The sequence below is a fragment of the Curtobacterium sp. 24E2 genome (assembly GCF_016925595.1).
GTDB lineage: Bacteria > Actinomycetota > Actinomycetes > Actinomycetales > Microbacteriaceae > Curtobacterium.
The window spans coordinates 846216-869453 of the sequence record NZ_CP068987.1; the positions used below are offsets into that span (position 1 = coordinate 846216).

Consider the following 23238-nt stretch of genomic DNA (forward strand, 5'->3'; position numbering starts at 1 on the left):
GGGAAGGAACGGGCGATCGGGTCGCGCTACGATTCGCTCGTCGTTGTGAGAAGGGGGAGCGCGATGGTGCTCAGTTGGTCGGCGTTCAGTGAACTCGAGGGACCGGGCGGCTCGGCTATGCCCGACCTGTTCGGCGGTTGGTTCGGCATCGCGTTCGGGGTCGTCGCAGCCCTGACGATCCTCACTACCCTGACGATCGTCGTCCTGACGCTCTACCGCGGCAAACGGATGGCCGACCGCGGTCAGAACCCGCTCACCCTGCAGGAGGACGTCGCGTACCAGGCGATGCGGAGCCGCACCCTCGCGCCCGAGAAGCCGCTCGAACAGCGGCTCGCCGAACTCGACGACCTGCACGCCCGCGGGGCGATCACCGACGACGAGCACCGGTCGGCGCGAGCCGAGGCCCTGCGCGGTTAGCCTGGGGCGGTGCTGCTGCCGACGGACCTGCTGGGGGAGTGGGTGCTCCGTCGGACCCTGGACGACCGGCGTGCCGGCGTGCAGGGCATCGTCACCGGCACCTCGACACTGACAGCGGTCGGCGCGGACGAGGTGCGCTGGGACGAAGCGGGCGTGATGACCTTCGACGGTCGGACCACCCCGGTGTCGCGGACGCTCGTCGTGCGTCGCCGCACCACGGGGAGCCCGGACGACTGGACCGTGCACTTCGCCGACGGCCGGGTGTTCCACGACTGGGTCTGGGGCGAGAGGGTGGCCCACGCCTGCGCACCGGACGACTACACCGGGGCACTGGACGGCGACGAGCAGCGGTGGACCGTGCGCTGGGAAGCCCGGGGCCCGGCGAAGGACTACCGGCTCGACAGCGTGCTGGAGCGTCACCGGCACGCGCCAGACTGAGGCCATGGCACGTTCCTCCGGTACCGAGACCCCGCGCATCACCCTGACCGAGCCCGTCGACCTGCAGGACTGGGTCCCCGGACCCGGTGACGTCCTGACCGGCGACCGCATCGAGGGGAAGCGCATCGGCGTGCTCGACCTGGCCGGTGAGCGCCTGCCCGACCTCGAGATCGAGGAGTGCGTCATCGACACGCTCCGCGGCGACGGCGCCGACTTCCGTGGCCTGCGGGTGCACGACTCGATCATCGACACGCTCGACGCCCCGGTGCTGCGGGCGTCGAGCAGTTCGTGGCGCGAGGTCCGGGTGTCCGGCGGTCGCATCGGTTCTGGCGAGCTGTACGACTCCGGGTTGAACGGCGTCGAGTTCGTCGGGATGAAGTTCGGGTTCGTGAACCTGCGCGGATCGACGCTCACCGACGTGGTGTTCCGCGACTGCGTGATCGACGAGCTCGACATCGCGGACGCGAAGCTGCTCCGGGTGTCGTTCGAGGGCAGCAGCATCCGCGACGCCGAGGGGTCCAACACCCGGATCGACCACGTGGACCTGCGGGGTGCGGACCTCGACCGGGTCGAGCGCCTCGAGGGGTTCCGCGGTGCGACGATCGGCGCCGACCAGTTGTACACGCTCGCCCCGCTGCTGGCGGCGCAGGCGGGCTACCGCGTCGACTGACGGCTGCCCCGAGACTCGGGGTGGGCGACACTTCTCGCAGCTCCGAGCGCGAGGACCGTCGCTCAGCCCGAGACTCGCCCAGGGCCCGCCGCCGCCGTGGCGAGGGCCGCCGCCAGGTCGGCCTGCACCAGGTCGCCGTGCGCGGCCGCTCCCGCCTGGACCCCGGCGGCGGCGGACGCGATGACCGTCGCCATCGGGGCCGCCACGTTGCCGGCCGCGTACACACCGCGGACCGACGTCTGCCCGGCCGGGTCGACCGTCAGCGCACTCGCGTACCGGAAGTCGCCCATGAACTGGTCGGTCGCGACCAGGCCGAGCCCGGACAGGAAGTCCACGCGTGCCTCGGCGGTGCTCGCCGCAGCGAGGGCGTCGAGTTCGACGACCTCGCCGGAGCCGAGCGTGACCCCGGTCAGCGAGCCGTCCGACGAGCGGACCTGCGTGACCGTGTCGTCGACGACCTCGATCCCGCGGGCCCGCAAACCGGCCAGGGCGGTGTCGTCGACGAGTGCGGGATCGGTGACGAACGCCGTCACGTGCTCGCTCAACGCCCGGAACATCAGCGCGTGGTGCACGCCGTTCGGTGTCGTCACGAGCACGCCGATGCGCTGGTCGCGGATCTCCCACCCGTGGCAGAACGGGCAGTGCACGACCCCGCGCCCCCACTGTTCGGCCAGGCCCGGTACCTGCGGCAGGACGTCCACGGCGCCGGAGGCGACGACGAGCCTGCGGGCGGCGACGACCGTGCCGGAGTCCAGCGTGACCGAGAAGCCGACCGGGTCGGTGCCGTCACCCGTCGCGGCGGACGCGGCCACGATCCTCCCGGCCGTCACCTCGACTCCGTAGGCGGCGACCTCGTCGCGACCGATCGCGGACAGCTCGGCAGGGGCGACGCCCTCGCGCCCGAGGTAGTTGTGGGCGCCGGCCGACGGCGCGTTGCGGGGCTCGCCCGCGTCGACGACGAGGACGGAGCGGCGGGAGCGCCCGAGGACGAGGGCGGCGGAGAGGCCGGCGGCTGCTCCGCCGATGACGATGACGTCGTAGTGATCACGCATGGAAGGAGCATGCAGCCCCTGCGGTACGGACGGCAAAGAAGCTTGCTGATGTGGCAACATGGGCAGCATGCCCCACGGCCCGCAGGAACCCGTCGTCCCCCGCACGACCGCGCAGGTCGTGGACGGGGTGGGGCCGCGGCTGCGCGCGCTCCGTGCCCACCGGGACGTCACACTCGCCGCACTCTCCGAGCAGACCGGGGTGTCGGTGAGCACGCTCTCGCGGCTCGAGTCGGGGCAGCGCAAGCCGACCCTCGAACTGCTGCTCCCGCTGGCACGGGCGTACCAGGTGCCGCTCGACGACCTGGTCGGAGCACCGCAGACGGGAGACCCCCGGGTGCACATGAAGCCCGAGGTGCACGGCGGACGCGTGGTGGTGCCGCTGACGAAGCGCACCGGCGGCGTGCGGTCGTTCAAGCAGCTGTTCCCCCCGAACACACCGGGCGGTGAGCCGTCGCTCAAGACGCACGAGGGCTACGAGTGGCTCTACGTGCTGTCCGGCCGCCTGCGCCTCGTGCTCGGCGAGCACGACCTCGACCTCGGGCCGGGTGAGGTCGCGGAGTTCGACACCCACACCCCGCACTGGATGGGCAACGTCACCGACTCGGTGACCGAGGTGCTGTGCCTGTACGGACCCCAGGGCGAGCGGGCGCACGTGCGGTCGAGGCCGACGCGCTGACGGCACGCGCGAGCGTCACCGTTCCGGCAAGCCGATCAGCGCGTGCGCCACCCGAACCGCACCCGCAACCCCGCGCGCACCCGCCGCGCCCAGCGGCGCACCGGGTTCGCCCGCCGGCCGTTCACGCGGAACGTGTGGAAGGCGCGTCGCGTCCGCAGCAGTGCGGACGGGAGGCCCGACAACGGTCGCGTGGACACCTGCACCGTGAGCACGGGGTCGGCCACCACCCGCCAGGCCGGGTCGAGCTGCATGCTCAGGTCCACGTCGTCGTGCACCTCGGGGTCCTCGCGGTGCACTCGGCTGCGGACCGCGTCCCAGGTCCACCGCCGCATCGCCATCGCGGAACCGAACAGCGGCGGGCGCCCGAGCGCGGCCCACATGAGTGCGAAGTACGGCCGCATGTAGACGGCGTCCCAGAGCCGGCCGATCAGCGGTCCGCCGTCGTGCGGGCACCCGGGTCCCGTGACCGCGACGACCGACGGGTCGGCCAGCAGCCGCACCGCGTCGGCGATCCACCCCGGCGGCGGGACGGAGTCGGCGTCGAGCCGGACGAGGACGTCCCCGGAAGCCCGGTCGTAGCCGCGCGCCGAGGCCCGGGCGATGCCACGGATGCGTTCGGTCAGCACGACCGCCCCCGCTGCCTGGGCGACCTCGGCGCTGTCGTCCCGGCTGCCGTTGTCGACCACGACGACCTCGTCGGCGAGCAACGTCTGCCCCGCGAGGGCGTCGAGACACCGCCGCAGGTGCGCGGCGTCGTCGCGCACGGGGATGACGACGGAGACGCGGACCATCCTCCGATCCAACCGGAGGTTCGCTGTGCGGACAGCCGGTCCGCGTTCCGTGGCGTTCCTGCGTTGGAGCACATCGGCGGGCGCGCACCTTCGGTCAGGCAACGCCCCCGGTGCACACCGGTGGCGACGGACAACCGGAAGGCCGACCATGACCACGAACCCACCCGGGAACGACTCCGGGACCCCCATCCACGACCGCACGGCGGCTTCTGAGGGCCACGAGGTGTCCCCCGGCGTCACCGTCCCCTCGTTCGCCAGCGGCGTGCCCGCGGCCGGACCGACGGACCCCGACGTCGCGCAGGCGTACGACCCGTACGGCGACGACGCCGAGGTGCCGTTCGACGCACCCCTCGCCGCCGTCCCCGCCGATGCGGAGTCCGGCAAGGCCGACGCGGCGAAGGGTGCCGCGCAGGACGTCGCCGGGGACGCGAAGGCCAAGGCCGCGGACGTCGCCGGCACTGCCAAGGAGCAGGCCTCGAAGGTCGCCTCCGAGGCGACCGACCACGCCAAGCAGCTGTACGGCCAGGCGTCGGAGAACGTCAAGCAGCAGGCCGGCGAGCAGCAGGAACGTGCCGCAGGCGGCCTCCGCAGCCTCGGCGAGCAGCTCGGTCGCATGGCCGAGAACGACGAGGACCAGGGCGTGGCCGCGAAGGTCGTCCGCGACCTGTCCGGCCGTGCGACCTCGGCCGCCGGGTTCCTCGAGAACCGCGACCCGGGCTCGCTCCTCGACGAGGTCAAGACCTTCGCCGCGAAGCGTCCGGGCACGTTCATCGCCATCGCTGCCGGTGCCGGCATCCTCGCCGGTCGGTTGACGAAGGCGCTCGCCGCCGACGCCAAGCACGAGAAGGAAGCCGGCGACGGGCCCACCACGACCCACACCGGCACCGGCACCGGCACCGGCACCGGCCCCGGGAGCGCCCTGTGAGCCACACCGTCCCGGGTGCGACCCAGCCGGGTGAGCCGACACCCGAGGAGCGGGCCGCCACGACACCGCTCGGCGAGCTGCTCTCCGACGTGTCCCGCGACCTCTCCAGCCTGTTCCGGCAGGAGATCGCCCTCGCGAAGGCGGAGCTGACCGACTCGGCGAAGAAGGCCGGCAAGGCGGGCGGGATGTTCGGCGGCGCCGGACTCACCGCGTTCTTCTCGCTGCTCTTCGTCTCGATCGCCGCGTGGTGGGCCATCGGGTACGCCGTCGGCAACGCGTGGTCCGCCCTCATCGTCGCCGCGGTCTACGCGATCGTCGCCGTGGTCCTCGGTCTCCGCGGTCGCGCTGCGGCCAAGGAGATCACGGGTCTGCCCCAGACGGTCGCCACCGCCAAGGAAGTCCCCGAAGCACTCAAGCCCACCACCACCGGGAGGAAGCCATGAGCACCCCAGACGAGATCCGCGCCGACATCGAGCGCACCCGCGGCGAACTCGGCTCCGACGTCGACGCCCTGGCCGACAAGGTCAGCCCGTCGTCGATCGCCCACCGCCAGACCGAGAAGGTGAAGAGCCGGTTCCAGGGCGTCCGCGAATCCGTGATGGGCGCCGCGGACTCCGCGAAGTCGAGCGCCTCGGGTTCTGCGTCCGGTGCCGCGGACCACGCGGAGGACGTCGCCCAGCGCGGGGTCGAGCAGGCCAAGGGCGCACCGTTGGCGATCGGACTCATCGCGTTCGGCGCCGGCTGGCTCGTGTCGTCGCTCATCCCCGCGAGCGACAAGGAAGAGGAGCTGGCCGTCGAACTCAAGGACAAGGCAGCCCCCTCGTCGACGAGGTCAAGGAACAGGCGAAGGACGCCGGGTCGCAGCTCGGGGACGTGGCGAAGGAGCACGCGCAGGACCTCAAGGGGACTGCGCAGGACGCCGCCCAGACCGTCAAGGACGAGGCGCAGGGCGCCGCGTCGGACGTGCAAGGCCACGCCAAGGGTGCCGCGGACGACGTCCGCAGCAGCTGACGCAGCTGGCTCACGAACGGCAGGCGCGGTGCCGGCTGGCACCGCGCCTGCCGCCGTCCAGGCGGTAGCGTTCCGGGCATGGACCGGACCGACGAACTCGCCGTGGAGCTCCGGCACGCGATCGGTCGTGTCGTGCGCGCTGCGAAGCGCGAGGCGGACTCGCTGCCGACCGCCCACGCGACGACCCTCGGCTTCCTCGAGCGCGAGGGCCCGATGCCGATCGCGGAGCTGGCGCGTCGCCGTGCGGTGAAGCACCAGGGGCAGTCGCGCACGGTCGGGGAGCTCGCCGACCTCGGGTACGTCGAGCGGACGGCGTCGGACACCGACCGCCGCGTGTCGGTCATCCGCATCTCCGACACCGGCAGCGAGGTCCTCCGCCGGGACATGACGGCGCGTGCCGACTGGTTGGCGACGGCGATCCGCGAGGAACTCGACGACGAGGAGCGCGCGGCCCTCGAGCGCCTGCCCGGCATCTTCGAGCGGTTGGCCCGGCGCGCCGACTGAGTGCTCCCTCACCCGGATCGACACCCAGAAGTACAACACGGTTGTAGTGTTGTCGACATGGAGCTGACGAAGTACACCCACGCCACCGTCGTCCTCGAGCAGGACGGCACCACCCTCGTCATCGACCCGGGTGTGTTCACGCCCGAGGCCGCCGACCTCGTCCGCGCAGCGGCCGGCATCCTCATCACCCACGAGCACCCCGACCACTTCGACGTCGACGCCGTCCGCGCCGGGCTCGCTGCGAACGACGCGCTCGTGGTGCGGGCTCCCGGTGCGGTCGTCGAACAGCTCGGCGACCACGACGGTCGCGTGAGGGCGGTCCACGCCGGTGACGCGTTCGAGATCGGCACGTTCTCGGTGCGGGCCTTCGGCGAGGAGCACGCGGTGATCCACCGCGACATCCCGACGATCGCCAACGTCGGGTACCTGGTGGACGGCACGGTGTTCCACCCGGGCGACGCGTACCTCGAGCCGGGGGTCCCTGTGCAGACGCTGCTCCTGCCGACCAGCGGTCCGTGGACGAGCACCGCCGCGGCGGTCGACTACGTCCGATCGGTGGCGCCGGAGCGTGCCGTGCAGATCCACGAGGCGATGCTGAGCGAACTCGGCCAGCAGTCGGCTGCGCGGTTCCTCGGCTCCGACGGTCTCGGACCGGTGCCGGTCCTGATCCTGCCCGCGGGGAGTCGATCACCGTCTGACGGACGCGACCGTGCTCCTGGGAGGCGATCCGCGCCTCCCGGGCAGCATGGAGGGATGTCCGACGCTCCCTCGACCGCAGTCCTCTTCGACATCGACGGCACGCTCGTCGACTCGAACTACGCCCACATCGACGCCTGGTGGCGCGCTGCCCGCGCAGCGGGCGAGTCCGTCGACGCCTGGCGGATCCACCGTGCGATCGGCATGGACTCCGCGAAGCTGCTCGAGACGCTGCTGCCGGACGCGTCCGACGAGACGCGCGACACCGTCGAGCAGTTCAACACCGCCTACTTCGCCGAGCACATGCCGCAGCTGCGGCTGCTGCCGGGCGCCCGAGAGCTGCTCCGTGCGGTCGCCGAGGCCGGGCACGCCGTCGTCCTGGCGACGAGTGCGCCGGAGAACGAACTGGCGCGGCTGCGCGAACTGCTCGATGCCGAGGAGTGGCTCACCGCGGTGACGAGCTCCGAGGACGTCGAACAGGCGAAGCCGGACCCCGGGATCATCCAGGTGGCGCTCGACCGGGCCGGTGTGGGTGCTGACGCTGCCGTCATGGTCGGCGACGCGATGTGGGACGTCGAAGCGGCCGGACGCGTCGGGGTGACCTGCGTCGCGGTGATGACCGGCGGCATCGGCGGCGACGAACTCCGCGGAGCCGGTGCCGCCGAGGTCCACGACGACGCCGCTGCCGTGCTCGCCGCGCTGCGGTCCGGGGACGGCGCGATCGCGGCACTGGGTGGGCGCGCGTGAGCGTGCGTCCGGGTGGGCGCGCGTGAGCGTGCACCGCCGCCGGCATCCGTGACAGGATCGTCGACCGTGATCACGATCGAACGCGTGTCCTGGGACGACCCCCGATCCGTGCTGCTCCGTGCCCGGATGGACGACGAGATGCACGAACGCTACGGCTCGGCGAACGGCGACGAGGACCCGGCGATCACGGCCGAGCGGAGCCGCGCGCTGTCTGTCGACCCGTCGACCGTCGTCACCTCGGTCCTGGCGGTCGACGAGTCCGGCGAGGCTGTCGGGCACATCGCGATCCGACGGCTCGGCGACGAGGTGGAGCTGAAGCGCCTGATCGTGCTGGCGTCGGCCCGCGGCAAGGGGCAGCCACCGCACTGCTCGACGAGTGCGAGCGCATCGGCCGCGAGCTCGGCGTGCCCCGGCTGATCCTGCAGACCGGTGACAAGCAGCCCGACGCGGTCGCCCTGTACGAGAAGACCGGGTGGAGCCCGATCCCGGTCTACGCGCCGTACGCGGCGACGATGCCGTGGTCGTTCTGCTTCGAGAAGGCCCTCTAGGGGTACGACCCTTCCGATTGCACTTTCAGGTGGATAGTGCAATTCTTGCTCGGTGAGCACCACTGAACGCACCCGCACGCTGCGCCGGAGCATGATCGGCGAAGCACGTCGGGCGACCGTCGAGCACGGGTTGAGCGGTTTCACGATCGAGCAGCTCTGCGAGACCGTCGGGGTGTCACGGCGCACGTTCTTCAACCACTTCGCGTCGAAGGACGACGCCGTGCTCGGCATCGAGCTGCACGCCGACGTCGAGGCGATCGACCGGTACGCCGAGGGCGGGATCGTTCCCCGCGGACTCGACCCGCTCGACTCGATCGTCGCGCTGGCGATCGACCAGTTCCACCGCGTCGGCATCGATCGCGCGGACGAGGTCCTGGTGCGCCGGGTCTTCGAGCGCGAGCCGGCGCTCGTCGCGCGGTTCCTGTCGGCGACCGACGTGCAGCTCGCCCGGATCACGGACGCCGTGCGGCTGCGGTTCGGGTGGGACGATCCCGCCGACCGCCGTGCGCGCCTCGTCACCGAGGCCGCCGCAGGGCTGCTCAAGGTGACGGCGGAGACCTACTTCGACGACGCCTTCGACGAGGCCACCGGCCCGCCCTTCGACGAGCTGCTCACCCAGAACCTCCGCCTGATGAGGGCGGCCATCACCACCGGACAGGACTCCACACCATGAGCGCAACCGCGCCGGGCACCACCAAGCGTGCCCGCCCCGGCACCGACGGGCCGCTGCTGCTGACGCAGCGCCGGATCTGGATCATCTTCTCCGCGCTCATCGCGGGGATGCTGCTCTCCAGCCTCGACCAGACCATCGTCTCGACGGCGATGCCCACCATCGTCGGCGAACTCGGCGGCGTCGCGCACCAGGCGTGGCTGACGACCGGGTACCTCCTCGCCTCGACCATCGTGATGCCCGTCTACGGCAAGTTCGGTGACGTCCTCGGCCGCCGCAACCTGTTCCTCATCGCGATCGCCCTGTTCACCATCGCGTCGGCCGGGTGCGCCTTCGCCGGCGACTTCACGCAGCTCGTGGTGTTCCGTGCGATGCAGGGGCTCGGCGGCGGCGGTCTGATGATCCTGTCGCAGGCGATCATCGCCGACATCGTGCCCGCCTCGCAGCGCGGCAAGTACCTCGGCCCGCTCGGTGCGATCTTCGGCCTGTCCGCGATCGGCGGCCCGCTCCTCGGTGGCTTCTTCGTCGACCACCTCACGTGGAACTGGGCGTTCTACATCAACATCCCGGTCGGCATCGCGGCGTTCTTCGTGGCGTGGTTCGCGCTGACCCTGCCGAACAAGAAGGCGACGAAGCGCATCGACGTGCTCGGCGTGCTCTTCATGTCCGCCGCGACCACGTGCCTGGTGTTCTTCTCGGAGTTCGGCGGCAGCAAGGACCACGGCTGGGACGCCCCCGAGACCTGGGCCTGGTTCGCCGGACTCGTCGTCTCCGCCGCCCTCCTCGTGCTCGTCGAGTCGCGTGCGCAGGACCCGGTCCTGCCGCTGTCGTTCTTCAAGAACCGCACCTTCCTGCTCGCGACCGGCATCGGCCTGGTACTCGGCATCGGCATGTTCGCGGCGATCGGGTTCGTCCCGACGTTCCTGCAGATGGCATCCGGCACCTCGGCCGCCGTGTCGGGCCTGCTGATGCTGCCGATGATGGTCGGCCTGATCGGCACCTCGATCGCGTCCGGCAACCTGATCACCAAGACCGGCCGCTACCGGATGTTCCCGATCATCGGCACGGTCCTGGTCGCCATCGCGATGCTCGCGATGACCCAGCTCGCCGCGGCCACCCCGATCTGGCTGATCTGCGCGTACCTGTTCGTCTTCGGCGCCGGGCTCGGACTGATCATGCAGGTGGTCGTCCTGGTCGCGCAGAACGCCGTGCCGGCCGAGCAGGTGGGCACCGCGACCTCGACGAACAACTACTTCCGCGAGGTCGGCGCCTCCCTCGGGACCGCCGTGTTCGGTGCGCTGTTCACGGCCCGGCTCACGACGTCGCTCACCGACGTGTTCACCGGCGCCGGCGGCTCGGCGACCGATGCAGCGTCGTCGGCGGGCAGCATCGACCCCGCGACCGTGGCGAAGCTGCCCGAGGCGGTGCAGGACGGCATCGTGAATGCCTACGCCGATTCGCTGGCACCCGTGTTCTGGTACCTGCTGCCCTTCATCGCCGTGGCGTTCCTGCTCGCCCTGTTCCTGCCGCAGATCACGCTCTCCGACACGGCCGGCATGGTCGCCCGTGGCGAGGCGGTCGGTGGCGACGAGGCCGACGAGCTCGAGCGTGCACAGCGCGCGGGCCACTCGGCCGACGTGTCGACGTCGGCGGGCGCGCAGACGCCGGACCGCACGCAGCAGTAGCCAGGTCCCGGCAAAGCGACAGATCTCTGCGGAACATCCGCGGAGATCTGTCGCTTTCGCGGGGCGAACGGTGGGTGAGTCGGGAGATCTGTCGCGTTGGCGGGTTGGCCGGCCCCACCGGCTGACGGGAGGCGCGGTGCCAGCTGGTGCCGCGCCTCCCGTCCGTCGTCCGGTCGCGCTCACTGCCGCGGCTTGCTGTCGTCGCGACCCGGCTCGCGAAAGCGACAGTGTGCCGCCGACCATCCGCGGCACACTGTCGCTCTTGCGGGGGTGAACGGGCCGACTCCGCGAGGAGTGTCGCTTCCGCGGACAAGACCGCGCACCGCGCACCGGGCGCCGGGTGCTCCGCGGCGGGCGCTACGCGCCGGTGCTCGCGCGCCGGACCAGGCGAGTGGGGAGCGCCACCGGCTCGGCCGCGGTGCCGTCGAGCGTCGCGAGCAGTCGTTCCGCGGCTGCGCGCCCGAGGTCGGCGCCGGGCAGGGCGACGCTCGTCAGCGCGGGGGCCGTGACCGACGACGACGGCAGGTCGTCGAAGCCGGCGACCGCGAGCTCCCGGGGACCGCGATGCTTAGCGACCCGGCGACGCGCAGGACGCCGTAGGCCAGGGTGTCCGCCGCGGCGACGACCGCGGTGACGTCGTCGTCCTGCCAGGCTTCGATGACGTGCTCGGTGGCCGAGGCTGCGGCGTCCACGGTGAGGTCGGCGCGGGCGGTGACCTCGGACAAGGTGATGCCGGCGGCGGCGCACTCCTGCTCGAAGAGGTCGCGCCGGACCCCGAACGTCGTCGCTCGGGAGGTCCCGTCGAGGTACCCGACGCGACGATGGCCCTGTTCGTGCAGGTGCGCGACGAGGTCGTGGACGCCGGGGAGAGGTCGTAGTTGACCGCTTCGGAACCACCCGGGGCGTCGAGGAGCACCACGGGCACGCTCGCCGACATCGACTCGCCCGCGGCCGGGGCGTCGACGAGGATGCCCGCCGGACGGAGGCGTTCGAAGCGGCGGACGTCGGCTGCCACGGGCTGCGCGCCGCGCTCGGTGACCGACAGCACGAGCTGGAACCGGTCGCCGATGGTGTCGCGCACGCCGCGGATGACCTCGGCGAAGAAGGGGTTCGACAGGTCGGGGGCGATGAGGACGACCAGGTCGCCGCTGCCGCGCGCCAGGGAGCTCGCGGCGTGGTCGACGACGTAGCCGAGCTCGTCGACGGCGTCGCGCACCCGCATGGCGATGGGGACGGACACCCGGCCGCGGTCCTTGCCGTTGACGACCAGGGAGACCGTGGCGATGCTCGTGCCGGCGCGCTCGGCCACCATGGCGGCGGTCACACGGCGGCCCGGGGCGACGGATGAAGGCACGGGTCGATGCTACCGAGGACGCCTCGACGACTTGACGTCAAACGCTTGACGTGCTTTTATGTCAAACGCTTGACGCGCTGTGCGACGACGCTCTGTCGGACCGCGGATCCCCACCGCGCCGAGCACAGACCCCTCGATTCCCCGAAGAAGTGGAGCGCCCAGCGTGCCCAGTGCGACCAACACCGCTGCGACCCAGCCTGCTGCGACCCAGCCCGCGAAGATCATCCTCGACTGCGACCCCGGTCACGACGACGCCGTCGCCATCCTGCTGGCCCACGGCAACCCGGACATCGAGCTTTTGGCCGTCACCACCGTCGTCGGCAACCAGACGCTGCCGAAGGTCACCCGCAACGCCCTCGCCGTCGCGCGCATCGCCGGCATCACCGGGGTGCCGTTCGCCGCGGGTGCCGACCGTCCGTTGCTGCGCCAGATCGAGGTCGCGCCGGACATCCACGGCGAGAGCGGACTCGACGGGCCGATGCTGCCCGAGCCCTCGTTCGAGCTCGACCAGCGGCACGCCGTCGACCTGATCATCGAGACGGTCATGGCGCACGAGCCCGGCACCGTCACGCTGGTGCCGACCGGCGGCCTGACGAACATCGCCCTCGCGGCCCGCAAGGAACCCCGTATCGTCGAGCGCGTCAAGCAGGTCGTGCTCATGGGCGGTGGCGTGCACGTCGGCAACTGGAGCCCCGTCGCCGAGTTCAACATCGTCATCGACCCCGAAGCCGCCTCGATCGTCTTCGACGCCGGCTGGGACGTCGTCATGGTCGGACTCGACCTAACGCACCAGGCCCTCGCCACCCCCGAGGTCGCCGAGCGCATCGCCGCGGTCGGCACCGCCCCCGCCGCGTTCGTCGGCGAGCTGCTCGACTTCTTCGGCCAGACCTACAAGGACGCGCAGGGCTTCGACGCCCCGCCGGTGCACGACCCCTGCGCCGTCGCCTACGTCATCGACCCGACCATCGTCCGCGCCGTCAAGGTCCCGATCCACGTCGAGACCCAGGGCACCCTGACGCTGGGCATGACCGTCGCAGACTTCCGTGCGCCCGCGCCGGAGGACTGCCGCACGAGCGCCGCGATGGAGCTCGACCACGAACGGTTCTGGGACCTCGTCGTCGACGCGCTCGAGCGCATCGGCGAGACCCCCGACACCGGCTGGACCCCGCGCCCCGCCACCACCAACGCCACCTCGACGGAGATCTGAGCACCATGACCACCACATCGACGAAGAAGTCGATCGGCGCCCTCACCGCGGCGCTCCTCGCAGCGTGCATCGCGTTCCAGCTCAACGCGAGCATGCTCAGCCCTGCGCTGGTCACCATGGCGCGCGAGCTCAAGACCGACGACGCCACGATCGGGCTCTCGCAGACCCTGTACTTCACGCTCGCGGCACTGTTCTCGCTGTTCCTGCCGCGCCTGTCGGACATCGTCGGCCGCAAGCGCGTCCTGATCGGCATGCTCGCCGTGATGCTCGTCGGCAGCATCGTCGCCGCGCTCGCGGTGAACGTGCCGATGCTGTTCACCGGCCGGATCATCCAGGGCGTCACCGGCCCGGTCGTCCCGATCTGCCTGCTCGTCCTGCGCAACGAGATCGCCGACCCGAAGCGCTACGGCGCTGCACTCGGCCTGCTCACCGCCGTGAACGGCGGCATCGCCGGCGTGGACGCGCTGGCCGGTGGCTGGATCGCCACGAACTTCGGGTTCCGCGGGATCTTCTGGGTCATCGCCGTCGTCACCGTCATCGCGCTGGCGCTCGTCGCCGTGTGGGGTGTCGAGTCGAAGCCGTCCGCCGGGACCCGGATGGACTGGATCGGCGTCGTCCCCCTCGTGGTGAGCGTCGGCGCGCTGCTCACCGCGTTCAACGAGGCCGGCAAGCTCGGCGCCGCGAACCCGGCACTGGTGATCGGCGGCATCGTCGTCGCACTCGCCGCCTTCGCGGTCTTCTGGGCGGTCGAGTCCCGCGTGCAGGAACCGCTCGTCGAGACCCGGTTCCTGAAGCGCCGTGCCACGTGGGCGCTCCTCGCGACGACGTTCCTGACCATGACGGGCGTCTTCGCGGTCGTCAACGGCCTGGTCACGTCGCTCGCGCAGAACGGCGACGCCGGCTTCGGCATGGAACCCGACCTCGCCTCGCTCGTGTTCCTCACCCCGTACGCGCTGGTCGGTTGGATCGTCGGTCCGTTCGCGGGACGCCTCGCGCCGACCATCGGCTACCGCGCCGTGCTCCGCGTCGGCCTGATCGGCAGCATCGTCTCGACGGTCCTGATGGCGCTCGTGGGCGTGCACTCGCTGCCGGTCCTGGTCACCGCGACCGTCCTGATCGGCATCACGTACGCGGGCATCGCGAACATCATCCTGAACGGCCTGGGCATCGTGCTCTCGCCGGAGTCGAACCCCGGCTTCCTGCCCGGTCTGAACGCCGGCGCGTTCAACCTCGGCGCCGGGGTCAGCTTCGCCGTCCTGCCGGCGCTGCAGATCGCGCTCGGGGTCGGCGGGTCCGCAGGCACCGCCGGGTACTCCGGTGGCATGCTGCTCGGTGCCGTGATCACGACCGCTGCGCTCGCGATCTCGTTCCTCATCCCCCGCCCGGAGAGCGCCGAGACCACGTCCGTCGCGCCGCAGAAGGAGACCGTCCGTTGACCCAGACCATCGTGATCGTCGGATCGCTCAACGCGGACCTGGTGGTCCGGACCGAGCGGTTCCCGAAGCCCGGTGAGACCCTGCACGGGTCCGACCTCGCGATCCTGCCCGGTGGCAAGTCCGCCAACCAGGCGGTGGCTGCCGGGAGGCTCGGGGGCACGGTCCGCATGATCGGTGCGGTCGGCGACGACGGGAACGGTGCGCTGCTCCGCGACTCCGTCGCGGCTGCGGGTGCGGACACCACGCACGTCGCCGTCCGGGAGGGCGTGGCCACCGGCACCGCCGTCATCACGGTCGACGCCGCGGGGGAGAACACGATCGTGATCTCCGCCGGCGCCAACGGCACGCTGACGCCGGACGACGTGCCCGCCGACGCCTTCGATGACGCCGGCGTGCTCGGCCTCTGCCTCGAGGTCTCGATCGACGTCGTCCTCGCCGCAGCCCGGGCAGCGCACGCCGCCGGGGTCACGGTGCTGACGAACCTGTCGCCCTTCGGGGACGTCCCCGCCGAGTTGCTGGAGCTGACCGACGTGTTGCTGGTCAACGAGCACGAGGCCGAGTCGCTCGGCGAGCACGGTGTCGCGCGCTCGATCGTCACCCGCGGCGGCTCGGGCTGCGTCGTGCACGACGGCGACGACGAACCGGTGTCGATCGACGCCGTCCGGGTCGAGCCGGTGGACACCACGGGCTGCGGTGACGCCTTCATGGGGTCGGTGGCCCTGCGGCTGGCAGCGGGGACTCCCTCGTCGACGCCGCACGGTTCGCGGTGGGGGTCGGGGCGTACGCCGCGACCAAGGCGGGCGCGCAGGCCTCGTACCCGACCACGGCGGAACTCGAGGCGTTCCTGCGGGCGTGAGTCGGGCCTCCAGACGTTCCCCGGCCGCTAGCGTTGTGGCATGCGCGTGGGAGTCCTCGACATCGGGTCCAACACCGGCCACCTGCTCGTGGTGGACGCCCACGGCGGCGCCGCGCCGCTGCCGGCGTCCTCGTTCAAGCAGCCGTTGCGGCTCGCCGAACACCTGGACGACTCGGGCGCGGTGACACAGCAGGGGATCGACGCCCTGACCACGTTCGTCGCCGACGCCGTCCGGGTCGCCGAGGAGCGCGGGTGTGAGGACATGCTCGCGTTCGCCACCTCGGCGGTGCGCGATGCCGGCAACTCCGAGGCCGTGCTCGCCCACGTCGAGTCCTCCACCGGGGTCGAGCTGGCCGTCCTGTCCGGCTCCGACGAGGCCCGGCTGACGTTCCTGGCCGTCCGGCGGTGGTTCGGGTGGTCCGCCGGACGGCTCGCGGTCTTCGACATCGGCGGCGGCTCGCTCGAGATCGCCGGCGGAGCCGACGAGGCCCCGGACGTCGCGTGGTCGATGCCGATCGGCGCAGCTCGACTCGCCCGTTCGTACTTCGCGGCCGGCACCCCGACCGAGGACGACGTCCGCCGCATCCGGCACGAGATCCGCGTGGAGATCGCCCGCGATGCCGGCAAGCTGCTCCGCGCCGGGCGTCCGGATCGTGCCGTGGCGACCTCGAAGACCTTCCGGTCGATCGCGCGGATCTGCGGGGCGGCGCCGTCGGGGGCCGGCCCGCTCGTGCCGCGGGTGCTCGACGGCGACGTGCTCCGGTCGAAGCTGCCGGCGTTCCTGACCATGTCGGTCGCCGAGCTGGGGAGCTGCCCGGGGTGTCGGCCAGCCGGGCGCACCAGGTGGTGCCGGGAGCGCTCGTCGCCGAGGCCTGCCTCGACATCTTCGACCTGCCAGCGCTGGAGATCTGCCCGTGGGCCCTCCGCGAGGGCGTGATCCTCGAGCGACTCGACCAGCTGTCGGTGCTGGGCAATTCCCAGTAGTGACCGTTATGGTCAGGGAATGACCAGATCGGACACTCCCAGTACGTTCATCCCCGGCGCACTCTGGACGGTCGCGGGGGTCGGCTGGCTCGTCGGCGAAGCCGTCTCGGCGTCGGCGTTCCCCGGCTACAGCTACGCGACGAACTACATCTCCGACCTCGGGGTCCCCGACGTCGGCGCGTTCCAGGGGCGGTCGATCGACTCACCGCTGCACGTGCTCATGAACACGACGTTCATCGGGCAGGGCGTCCTGTTCGGGATAGCAGCGGTGCTCGCCGTCGTGGTGTTCCGTGCCGCGTCCCGCCGTGCGCGGGTGGCGACCGCGGTCCTCGCCGTGGTCCACCTGGTCGGGATGGTGCTGGTCGGCTCGTTCCACGGCAGCCAGACGAGCACCGACGGTGGCACCATCGTGTTCCACGTGCTCGGCGCCGCGGCAGCGATCACGACCGGCAACCTCGTGGCGATCACCGCCGGCATCGGGTCTCGGGCGCTGCGGGCGCCGGCGGCCTACCGGATCACGAGTGTCGTGCTCGGCATCGTCGGCCTCGTCTCCTCGTGATGCTCGTCGTCGACTCGTCGTCGACGGTGATCGACGTGCTCCCCGACGGTGTGTGGGAGCGTGCGTCCGTGTACACGATCGTCGCGTGGGAGCTCGTGACCGGGATCACCCTGCTGGTCGCGGGTGCCCGGCGCCGGCGGGCGGCACGGGCCGCAGCGGTCGGCGCGTGACCCGCCCCGCGCGCCGGGCTCGGCCCTCGGCCGAGGAGATCAACGGGGACGTCCTGGACATCACCGCCGGGCTCATCGCCCGCCGCGGCATCAAGGACACCGCCGTGCAGGCCGTCGCCGACCAGGCCGGCTACTCGAAGGCGGGCATCCTCGCCCGGTTCACGAGCAAGGAGCTGCTCGTCGAGGCCGCGCTCGCGCAGTGCACCGCGCAGACCGAGGCGATCCGGGCAGCTGCCGCCGCCGCCCCCGCGGGGAAATTCCGCGACGCCGCGGCGCTCGCGGGGATCACCGACCTCGCACTCGCCCGGCCGGGGTGGGCGGAACTCGCCCTCGCCGCGTTCACGCTGCGACGCGGGGACGACGTCGGTGCGCGGCTGGTCCCGGTCGCAGCGATCTTGCTCGAACTCTTCGGCCTGGACCTCGGCGACCCCGCGGCCGCGTCGCTCGACCGACGAGCCCGGGTGTCCGGTGCCTTCGGCGCGATCATGATGCTCGCGCTGACCTACGAGAACGACGCCTCGGCGACCGAGGCCCGGCCGCACGTGCTGCGGGTGGCGTGGGACGCCCTCGGACACGGCGGCGACGTGCCGGGGGCGGTCGGCTAGGTCCGTGTCGTCCGCGCGGACCTCGGCGGAGCGAGCAGCCACGGACGGATCAGCTTCGTCACGAACGGCAGCACCCAGAACGTCATGATCGGCGTGAGCACGAGTGTCGTGATGAGCACCCGCGGCAGCGCTGCGAGTCCCGCGAACGACGGCACGAGCAGCCCGACGACGACCGTGAACGCCAGGTTCACCGGGAAGAAACCGAGCCAGATGCTCACCGCCTGCTTCCATCGCGGGGGCGCGCTCGAGGCCGGTGCGTCCTGCGGGACGTCGAACCAGCCCTCGATCCCGGTGCGCTTCTCGACGCGGGACTCCACGACCAGGTCGCGGCCGAGGTCGAGCCAGCGCAGCCGGTCGTCGGAGTTCTCCCACGTGGCGAGCGAGTCGTGGTCGGCGAAGCGGTAGAGCATGTGCCACTCGCGGGACTGCGCCCGGGACCGGACCCACCCGGAGCCGAGGAAGCCCGGGTAGCGGTTGGCGAGGTTCACGCCGGACTGCACCCAGCGGGTGACGTCCGGGATGCGGTCGGGTTCGACCAGGCGGGTGATGGACACGGTGACGGGCGGGCCGGCGGTCTCGGGTGACGACTGGAGGCTCCCTGGCTCTTGTGGAGTCATGGGTCCAGTCTCGCGGACGCGTGTTACCGGCTCGTGTCGAACGGTCCTAGCTCGCCTGCTTCTTCTCGGCGGGCGCCTTCTTCGCCGCGGGCTTCTTGGCGGGTGCCTTCCTTGCCGGAGCCTTCTTCGCCGGCGCCTTCTCGGTGGTCGCCTGCTTCGCCGGGGCCTTCTTCGCCGGGGCCTTCTTGGCCGGTGCCTTCTTCGTCGAGCCGGGCGCGCTCGAGTCGGAACCCGACGACGAACGCGAGCTGGACGACGAGCGCGACCCCGAGCCTCCTGTCCGCTTCTTGTCCACGGACGCACGCAGGGCGGCCATCAGGTCGAGGACGTCACCGCCCTCGCCCTCGTCGTCCTCGTCGTCCTTCGCGCCGAACGTCTTCTCGGTGTCGATGTCGTCTCCGGCGTCGAGTTTGGCGTCGATGAGCTGCTGCAGTTCCTCTTGGTAGGAGTCGGTGTAGCGGTCGGGATCGAAGTCCGTCGACATGCTCTCGACGAGCGACGAGGACATCTTCAGCTCGTTCGCGCTGACCTTCACCGACGAGTCCAGCGCCGTGAAGTCGGCGGCTCGGACCTCGTCACCCCAGAGCAGCCCCTGCAGCAGGATGACGTCGTCGTGCACACGGAGCACGCCGAGCCGGGTCTTCTGGCGCAGCGTGAACTGCACGATCGCGAGCCGGTCGGTCTTCGCCAGGGTCTCGCGCAGCAGCACGTAGGCCTTCGGCGAGCGCGAGTCCGGCTCGAGGTAGTACGTCTTCTCGAACATCATCGGGTCGACCTGCTCGACGGGCACGAACTCGAGCACCTCGACCTCGTGCGACTGCTCCTCGAGGAGCTGCTTGAAGTCGTCCGCGGTCAGCACCACGGTCTTGTCGCCGTCGTCGTAGGCACGTTGGATGTCGGCGTACTCGACCTCGTGGCCGAACTCGCAGACGCGCTTGTAGCGGATGCGGCCCTTGTCCTCGTCGTGGACCTGGTGCAGGGACACGTCGTGGGTCTCGGTGGCCGCGTACACCTTGATGGGCACGTTGACGAGCCCGAACGCGATGGAGCCCTTCCAGATCGACCTCATTTGCACATGATGCCCGTGTCCGCACGGGAGTGCCCGCAGCCGACGGGTTCTCCACAGATCCGGGTTCGCTGGACCGTCGACCGGTCGACGCGAGCACGATGGGCGCATGAGCCAGCTCGACAAGCAGGACCCGCGCTCGCAGTTCGCCCGGCCGCCGTTCCCCGCGCAGACACAGCAGGGGTCCGGGCTGGCGAGTGCGATGGACCCGCCGCCCGACCACGGTGAGGTCTCCTACGTCGGCACGGGGCGCATGCGGGGGTACCGCGTGCTCGTCACGGGTGCCGACTCCGGCATCGGTCGGGCCGCGGCGATCGCGATGGCGAAGGAAGGGGCCGACGTCGCACTGAACTCCCTGCCCGAGGAGATCGACGACCTGACCGAGGTCCGTGACGTCATCGCCGACCTCGGGCGCAACGCCGTGATGCTGCCCGGTGACCTGACGGACGAGGCCTTCTGCGACGAACTCGTCCGGACGGCGGTGCGCGACCTCGGCGGGCTGGACGCCCTCGTCCTGGTCGCCGGACACCAGCTGGTGCACGAGGACGTCACCGAGCAGTCGACCGAGGACTTCGACCGCACGATGAAGGTCAACCTCTACTCGCTGTTCTGGCTGGTCCGCGCCGCGGTCCCGCACATGGCGCCGGGCAGTTCGATCGTGACGACGAGCTCGGTGTCCGCGTACCAGCCGCAGGACCGCATGATCGACTACGCGGCGACGAAGGCCGCGATCATCACGTACACCAACGGCCTCGCGCGGCAGCTCGCGGCCAAGGGCATCCGAGCGAACACCGTGGTGCCCGGGCCGGTGTGGACGCCGCTGCAGCCGATCAGCTACCCGGGCGACGAGATCGCACGGTACGGCCAGGACACCCCCTTCGGCCGGCCGGCGCAGCCCGTCGAACTCGGCGGCGCCTACGTGTACCTGGCGGGGCCGGAGTCGTCGTACACCTCGGGCACGACCCTGACGGTGGCGGGAGCGACCGGGGTGGCGCTGTGAGTCCGGCGGCCCGCAAGACCGTCGTCCTGGTCGGCGATCGGCGCCTGGCGCTGACGAACACGGACAAGGTGCTCTACCCCGAGACCGGCACGACCAAGGGACGGGTGATCGAGTACTACGAGCGTGTGGCGCCGTGGATGATCCCGCACGTGAAGGACCGCCCGGTGACCCGGAAGCGGTGGGCGAACGGGGTCGACGGCAATGTCTTCTTCGAGAAGAACCTGCCGGACTCCGCCCCGGACTGGGTCCGCCACCACACCATCCACCACTCCGAGCACGACAACGAGTACCCGATCGTCGACGACCTGCCGACCCTCGTGTGGATGGCGCAGCAGGCCGCGCTGGAACTGCACGTGCCGCAGTGGCGGTTCGGCCCGCGCGGTGGGCAGCAGAACCCGGACCGGCTCGTGCTCGACCTGGACCCCGGCGAGGGCGTCGGCCTGCCCGAGTGCGTCGAGGTGGCGGTCGCGGCACGCGAGATCCTGCACGGCATGGGGCTCGACCCGTACCCGGTGACCTCCGGCTCGAAGGGGATCCACCTCTACGCCGCCCTCGACGGCCGGTCGACCACGGCGAACGTCTCCGACGTCGCGCACGAACTCGCGAAGGCGCTCGAGCACGACCTGCCCGACCTGGTGCTGTCGTCGATGAGCCGGGCCGAGCGGACGGGCAAGGTGTTCGTCGACTGGTCGCAGAACAACGGCAACAAGACGACGATCGCGCCGTACTCGCTGCGCGGCCGCGAGCGCCCGACGGCCGCCGCGCCCCGCACCTGGAAGGAGCTCGAGGAGCGCGGGCTCGCCCAGCTGACGCTGGACGAGGTGCTGGAGCGCCTGCAGGCGCACGGCGACCACCTGCACCCGGTCGCCTCCGCCTCGCTGGCCGTCGGACGCGACGACCACGGTCACTGGGACAGCGACCGGACCGAGCGTGCGAACGACGCCGAGCAGCCGGCTCGCGACCGGCTCACCGCCTACCGCGCGAAGCGCGACGCCTCGAAGACGCCGGAACCGGTTCCCGAAGGAGCCCCCACGGTCCGGAAGGACGGCACCCCGACGTTCGTGATCCAGGAGCACCACGCCACCCGCGACCACTACGACTTCCGGCTCGAGCACGACGGCGTGCTGGTGAGCTGGGCACTGCCGAAGGGTGAACCGACCGACCCGGGCAAGAACCACCTGGCCGTGCAGACCGAGGACCACCCGCTCGAGTACGGCGCGTTCGAGGGCACGATCCCGAAGGACGAGTACGGCGGTGGCACGGTCACGCTCTGGGACGACGGCACCTACGAGCTCGAGAAGTGGCGCGAGGGCGAAGAGGTCATCGTCACCCTGCACGGCCGGACCGGCGGCGCTCGCCGACTGGCGCTCCTGCACACCCGCGGCCGGGGCGGAGCGGGCGACGAAAAGAACTGGCTCATCCACCGCACGAAGGAACAGCCCGACCGGCTGGCGGACGCCGGCGGCGCGACCGACGCGGGGCGGGCCTCCCGTCCATCTGCCGCGCACCGAGACGGACAGCGGCGCATCAGCGGAGCCAGCCCGGCGGACACCGCTCCGGGGGACCGACGGACCATGCAGGCCACCCTGGCGAAGGACGCACCCCGGCTGGACCCGGCCGACTGGGCGTTCGAGATGAAGTGGGACGGCGTCCGTGCGCTCGCCACCGTCCGAGACGGCTCGGTCACGCTGCGGAGCCGGAACGACAACGACCTGACGGCGCAGTACCCGGAACTCCAGGAACTCGGCGACCGTGCCGGGGTCGACGGCGTCTTCGACGGCGAGATCGTCGCGTTCGACGACCGGGGGCGCCCGAGCTTCCAGCTCCTGCAGAACCGGATGGGCCTGACGAAGGCGCGTGAGGTGCGGGCGGCGCAGCAGGCGACCCCCGTGCGGTTCCTGCTCTTCGACGTGCTCGAGGCCGACGGGCACGAACTCACCCGCCTGGCGTACGACGCCCGGCGACAGGCACTCGAGACGGTCGTCGAGCCCGGCGGGGCGATCGACGTGCCGCCAGCCTCGCAGGGCGACCTCGACGGCGTGATGGCGTCGTCGCAGGAGCAGGGCCTCGAAGGGGTCGTCGCGAAGAAGCGCGGTTCGAAGTACGCCGAGGGCAGGCGGTCCGAGGCCTGGCTGAAGCTCAAGCACCACGCCACGCAGGAAGTGGTCGTCGGTGGGTGGAAGCCGGGCAGTGGTCGTCGAGCGGGCGGCATCGGCTCGTTGCTGCTCGGCGTGCCCGGTCCGGACGGTCTCGAGTACGTCGGCAAGGTCGGCACCGGGTTCCGCGACCGCGACCTCGACGAGATCGCCGCATCGCTGCGACCGCTCGACCGGAAGACCTCGCCCTTCGTCGACGTGCCGCGGATCGACGCACGGGACGCGCACTGGGTGACGCCGAAGCAGGTGGGCGAGGTCGAGTTCGCCGAGTGGACCGGTGACGGGCGCCTCCGGCAGCCGTCCTGGCGGGGCTGGCGTCCGGACAAGGACCCGGAGGACGTGGTGCGCGAGCACTGACCTGCGTGCCGTGTGCCAGCTCGCGAACGCGCTGATGCGTG

Annotated in this window: 26 protein-coding genes and 4 pseudogenes; 24 read left to right on the forward strand and 6 right to left on the reverse strand. The window is 71.5% G+C overall.

Annotated elements, in window-relative coordinates:
* Positions 1-63: 63 nt before the first annotated feature.
* The 3 genes from JN350_RS04305 to JN350_RS04315 are packed head-to-tail and all read left to right on the forward strand — an operon-like array spanning position 64 to position 1525.
* Positions 64-417 carry an SHOCT domain-containing protein gene (locus tag JN350_RS04305; RefSeq protein WP_205463660.1) on the forward strand — a complete coding sequence of 118 codons (354 nt, stop codon included), beginning with the start codon at positions 64-66 and terminating at the stop codon, positions 415-417.
* Between the two features lie 9 nt (positions 418-426).
* Entirely contained in the window at positions 427-855 is a 429-nt protein-coding gene (locus tag JN350_RS04310; RefSeq protein WP_205463661.1) for a DUF6314 family protein, read from the forward strand.
* 4 nt (positions 856-859) lie between these two features.
* Positions 860-1525 carry a pentapeptide repeat-containing protein gene (locus tag JN350_RS04315; protein ID WP_205463662.1) on the forward strand — a complete coding sequence of 222 codons (666 nt, stop codon included), beginning with the start codon at positions 860-862 and terminating at the stop codon, positions 1523-1525.
* Between the two features lie 62 nt (positions 1526-1587).
* Here the strand turns inward: JN350_RS04315 and JN350_RS04320 are convergent, their stop codons facing one another.
* On the reverse strand, positions 1588-2577 hold the full coding sequence (locus JN350_RS04320) for an NAD(P)/FAD-dependent oxidoreductase (RefSeq protein ID WP_205463663.1): 990 nt from the start codon (positions 2575-2577) through the stop codon (positions 1588-1590).
* Positions 2578-2635: 58 nt separating this feature from the next.
* On the opposite strand from JN350_RS04320, the gene JN350_RS04325 reads away from it, so the two are divergent.
* Positions 2636-3253, forward strand: coding sequence for a helix-turn-helix domain-containing protein (locus JN350_RS04325; protein WP_205463664.1), 618 nt, complete (start codon positions 2636-2638; stop codon positions 3251-3253).
* Between the two features lie 35 nt (positions 3254-3288).
* On the opposite strand, the gene JN350_RS04330 is transcribed toward JN350_RS04325, so the two are convergent.
* On the reverse strand, positions 3289-4044 hold the full coding sequence (locus JN350_RS04330) for a glycosyltransferase family 2 protein (RefSeq protein ID WP_205463665.1): 756 nt from the start codon (positions 4042-4044) through the stop codon (positions 3289-3291).
* Positions 4045-4192: 148 nt separating this feature from the next.
* On the opposite strand from JN350_RS04330, the gene JN350_RS04335 reads away from it, so the two are divergent.
* The 10 genes and pseudogenes from JN350_RS04335 (at position 4193) to JN350_RS04375 (ending at position 10830) form a co-directional block, all read left to right on the forward strand.
* Positions 4193-4969, forward strand: a complete 777-nt coding sequence (locus JN350_RS04335; RefSeq protein ID WP_205463666.1) for a hypothetical protein — start codon at positions 4193-4195, stop codon at positions 4967-4969.
* Positions 4966-5412 (forward strand): phage holin family protein, encoded by a 447-nt coding sequence (locus JN350_RS04340; RefSeq protein WP_205463667.1) that lies wholly within the window; start codon positions 4966-4968, stop codon positions 5410-5412. The genes JN350_RS04335 and JN350_RS04340 overlap by 4 nt, the downstream gene beginning before the upstream one ends.
* Positions 5409-5486, forward strand: a pseudogene (locus tag JN350_RS20595) (DUF3618 domain-containing protein); the annotation flags it as partial. The gene JN350_RS04340 and the pseudogene JN350_RS20595, both read left to right, overlap by 4 nt.
* A 356-nt stretch (positions 5487-5842) precedes the next feature.
* Positions 5843-5980, forward strand: a complete 138-nt coding sequence (locus JN350_RS20600; RefSeq protein WP_461964509.1) for a hypothetical protein — start codon at positions 5843-5845, stop codon at positions 5978-5980.
* 78 nt (positions 5981-6058) lie between these two features.
* Complete coding sequence (locus JN350_RS04350) at positions 6059-6484, forward strand: MarR family winged helix-turn-helix transcriptional regulator (RefSeq protein WP_123671116.1); 426 nt, start codon at positions 6059-6061, stop codon at positions 6482-6484.
* A gap of 57 nt (positions 6485-6541) precedes the next feature.
* Positions 6542-7927, forward strand: a complete 1386-nt coding sequence (locus tag JN350_RS18980) for an HAD-IA family hydrolase (RefSeq protein ID WP_240347542.1) — start codon at positions 6542-6544, stop codon at positions 7925-7927.
* Positions 7928-7993: 66 nt separating this feature from the next.
* The gene (locus JN350_RS18985) at positions 7994-8344 is read left to right on the forward strand and encodes a hypothetical protein (protein WP_240347543.1); all 351 of its coding nucleotides are present in this window, start codon (positions 7994-7996) and stop codon (positions 8342-8344) included.
* Entirely contained in the window at positions 8332-8475 is a 144-nt protein-coding gene (locus tag JN350_RS18990; protein WP_240347544.1) for a hypothetical protein, read from the forward strand. The genes JN350_RS18985 and JN350_RS18990 overlap by 13 nt, the downstream gene beginning before the upstream one ends.
* 52 nt (positions 8476-8527) lie before the next feature.
* Positions 8528-9148, forward strand: coding sequence for a TetR/AcrR family transcriptional regulator (locus JN350_RS04370; protein ID WP_240347545.1), 621 nt, complete (start codon positions 8528-8530; stop codon positions 9146-9148).
* The gene (locus tag JN350_RS04375; RefSeq protein ID WP_205463668.1) at positions 9145-10830 is read left to right on the forward strand and encodes an MDR family MFS transporter; all 1686 of its coding nucleotides are present in this window, start codon (positions 9145-9147) and stop codon (positions 10828-10830) included. The genes JN350_RS04370 and JN350_RS04375 overlap by 4 nt, the downstream gene beginning before the upstream one ends.
* 357 nt (positions 10831-11187) lie before the next feature.
* On the opposite strand, the pseudogene JN350_RS19000 reads toward JN350_RS04375, so the two are convergent.
* Positions 11188-11669 (reverse strand): annotated as a pseudogene (locus JN350_RS19000) (substrate-binding domain-containing protein).
* A 401-nt stretch (positions 11670-12070) separates the two neighbouring features.
* Positions 12071-12142, reverse strand: a pseudogene (locus JN350_RS19005) (hypothetical protein); the annotation flags it as partial.
* 205 nt (positions 12143-12347) lie between these two features.
* Here JN350_RS19005 and uriH point away from each other — a divergent pair.
* The 8 genes and pseudogenes from uriH to JN350_RS04410 all read left to right on the forward strand — a co-directional run bounded on the left by uriH (position 12348) and on the right by JN350_RS04410 (position 18001).
* A complete protein-coding gene (gene uriH / locus JN350_RS04385; protein WP_205463669.1) occupies positions 12348-13391 on the forward strand; it encodes a uridine-preferring nucleoside hydrolase UriH in 1044 nt (347 codons plus the stop codon).
* A 5-nt stretch (positions 13392-13396) separates the two neighbouring features.
* Complete coding sequence (uriT, locus tag JN350_RS04390; protein WP_205463670.1) at positions 13397-14827, forward strand: uridine transporter UriT; 1431 nt, start codon at positions 13397-13399, stop codon at positions 14825-14827.
* Positions 14824-15714 carry a ribokinase gene (locus JN350_RS04395; protein WP_461963777.1) on the forward strand — a complete coding sequence of 297 codons (891 nt, stop codon included), beginning with the start codon at positions 14824-14826 and terminating at the stop codon, positions 15712-15714. The genes uriT and JN350_RS04395 overlap by 4 nt, the downstream gene beginning before the upstream one ends.
* 9 nt (positions 15715-15723) lie before the next feature.
* A pseudogene (locus tag JN350_RS20605) lies at positions 15724-16335 on the forward strand (Ppx/GppA phosphatase family protein); the annotation flags it as partial.
* A 194-nt stretch (positions 16336-16529) separates the two neighbouring features.
* Positions 16530-16667, forward strand: coding sequence for a Ppx/GppA phosphatase family protein (locus JN350_RS20610; RefSeq protein ID WP_461963780.1), 138 nt, complete (start codon positions 16530-16532; stop codon positions 16665-16667).
* Between the two features lie 19 nt (positions 16668-16686).
* Positions 16687-17226 carry a DUF998 domain-containing protein gene (locus JN350_RS04405; protein ID WP_240347546.1) on the forward strand — a complete coding sequence of 180 codons (540 nt, stop codon included), beginning with the start codon at positions 16687-16689 and terminating at the stop codon, positions 17224-17226.
* On the forward strand, positions 17226-17396 hold the full coding sequence (locus tag JN350_RS19010) for a hypothetical protein (RefSeq protein ID WP_240347547.1): 171 nt from the start codon (positions 17226-17228) through the stop codon (positions 17394-17396). The genes JN350_RS04405 and JN350_RS19010 overlap by 1 nt, the downstream gene beginning before the upstream one ends.
* The gene (locus tag JN350_RS04410) at positions 17393-18001 is read left to right on the forward strand and encodes a TetR/AcrR family transcriptional regulator (RefSeq protein WP_205463671.1); all 609 of its coding nucleotides are present in this window, start codon (positions 17393-17395) and stop codon (positions 17999-18001) included. Before JN350_RS19010 ends, JN350_RS04410 begins: the two co-directional genes overlap by 4 nt.
* Here JN350_RS04410 and JN350_RS04415 read toward each other — a convergent pair.
* Positions 17998-18618, reverse strand: a complete 621-nt coding sequence (locus tag JN350_RS04415) for an antibiotic biosynthesis monooxygenase (RefSeq protein ID WP_205463672.1) — start codon at positions 18616-18618, stop codon at positions 17998-18000. The genes JN350_RS04410 and JN350_RS04415 overlap by 4 nt on opposite strands.
* Before the next feature lie 46 nt (positions 18619-18664).
* On the reverse strand, positions 18665-19687 hold the full coding sequence (ku, locus tag JN350_RS04420) for a non-homologous end joining protein Ku (RefSeq protein ID WP_205463673.1): 1023 nt from the start codon (positions 19685-19687) through the stop codon (positions 18665-18667).
* 106 nt (positions 19688-19793) lie between these two features.
* Here ku and JN350_RS04425 point away from each other — a divergent pair, with 106 nt between their 5' ends.
* Together JN350_RS04425 and JN350_RS04430 are read left to right on the forward strand one after the other, a co-directional pair.
* On the forward strand, positions 19794-20684 hold the full coding sequence (locus JN350_RS04425; protein ID WP_205463674.1) for an SDR family oxidoreductase: 891 nt from the start codon (positions 19794-19796) through the stop codon (positions 20682-20684).
* Positions 20681-23197 (forward strand): ATP-dependent DNA ligase, encoded by a 2517-nt coding sequence (locus JN350_RS04430; protein ID WP_205463675.1) that lies wholly within the window; start codon positions 20681-20683, stop codon positions 23195-23197. The genes JN350_RS04425 and JN350_RS04430 overlap by 4 nt, the downstream gene beginning before the upstream one ends.
* The last annotated feature ends 41 nt before the right edge of the window (positions 23198-23238 follow it).

Coding starts and splice junctions, on each gene's coding strand:
- JN350_RS04375 (WP_205463668.1), top strand. CDS start 9,145: ATGAGCGCAACCGCGCCGGGCACCACCAAGCGTGCCCGCCCCGGCACC.
- JN350_RS04325 (WP_205463664.1), top strand. CDS start 2,636: ATGGGCAGCATGCCCCACGGCCCGCAGGAACCCGTCGTCCCCCGCACG.
- JN350_RS18980 (WP_240347542.1), top strand. CDS start 6,542: ATGGAGCTGACGAAGTACACCCACGCCACCGTCGTCCTCGAGCAGGAC.
- JN350_RS04320 (WP_205463663.1), bottom strand. CDS start 2,577: ATGCGTGATCACTACGACGTCATCGTCATCGGCGGAGCAGCCGCCGGC.
- JN350_RS04415 (WP_205463672.1), bottom strand. CDS start 18,618: ATGACTCCACAAGAGCCAGGGAGCCTCCAGTCGTCACCCGAGACCGCC.
- JN350_RS04330 (WP_205463665.1), bottom strand. CDS start 4,044: ATGGTCCGCGTCTCCGTCGTCATCCCCGTGCGCGACGACGCCGCGCAC.
- JN350_RS04405 (WP_240347546.1), top strand. CDS start 16,687: ATGACCAGATCGGACACTCCCAGTACGTTCATCCCCGGCGCACTCTGG.
- JN350_RS04305 (WP_205463660.1), top strand. CDS start 64: ATGGTGCTCAGTTGGTCGGCGTTCAGTGAACTCGAGGGACCGGGCGGC.
- JN350_RS04315 (WP_205463662.1), top strand. CDS start 860: ATGGCACGTTCCTCCGGTACCGAGACCCCGCGCATCACCCTGACCGAG.
- ku (WP_205463673.1), bottom strand. CDS start 19,687: ATGAGGTCGATCTGGAAGGGCTCCATCGCGTTCGGGCTCGTCAACGTG.
- JN350_RS04425 (WP_205463674.1), top strand. CDS start 19,794: ATGAGCCAGCTCGACAAGCAGGACCCGCGCTCGCAGTTCGCCCGGCCG.
- JN350_RS04335 (WP_205463666.1), top strand. CDS start 4,193: ATGACCACGAACCCACCCGGGAACGACTCCGGGACCCCCATCCACGAC.
- JN350_RS19010 (WP_240347547.1), top strand. CDS start 17,226: ATGCTCGTCGTCGACTCGTCGTCGACGGTGATCGACGTGCTCCCCGAC.
- JN350_RS04350 (WP_123671116.1), top strand. CDS start 6,059: ATGGACCGGACCGACGAACTCGCCGTGGAGCTCCGGCACGCGATCGGT.
- uriT (WP_205463670.1), top strand. CDS start 13,397: ATGACCACCACATCGACGAAGAAGTCGATCGGCGCCCTCACCGCGGCG.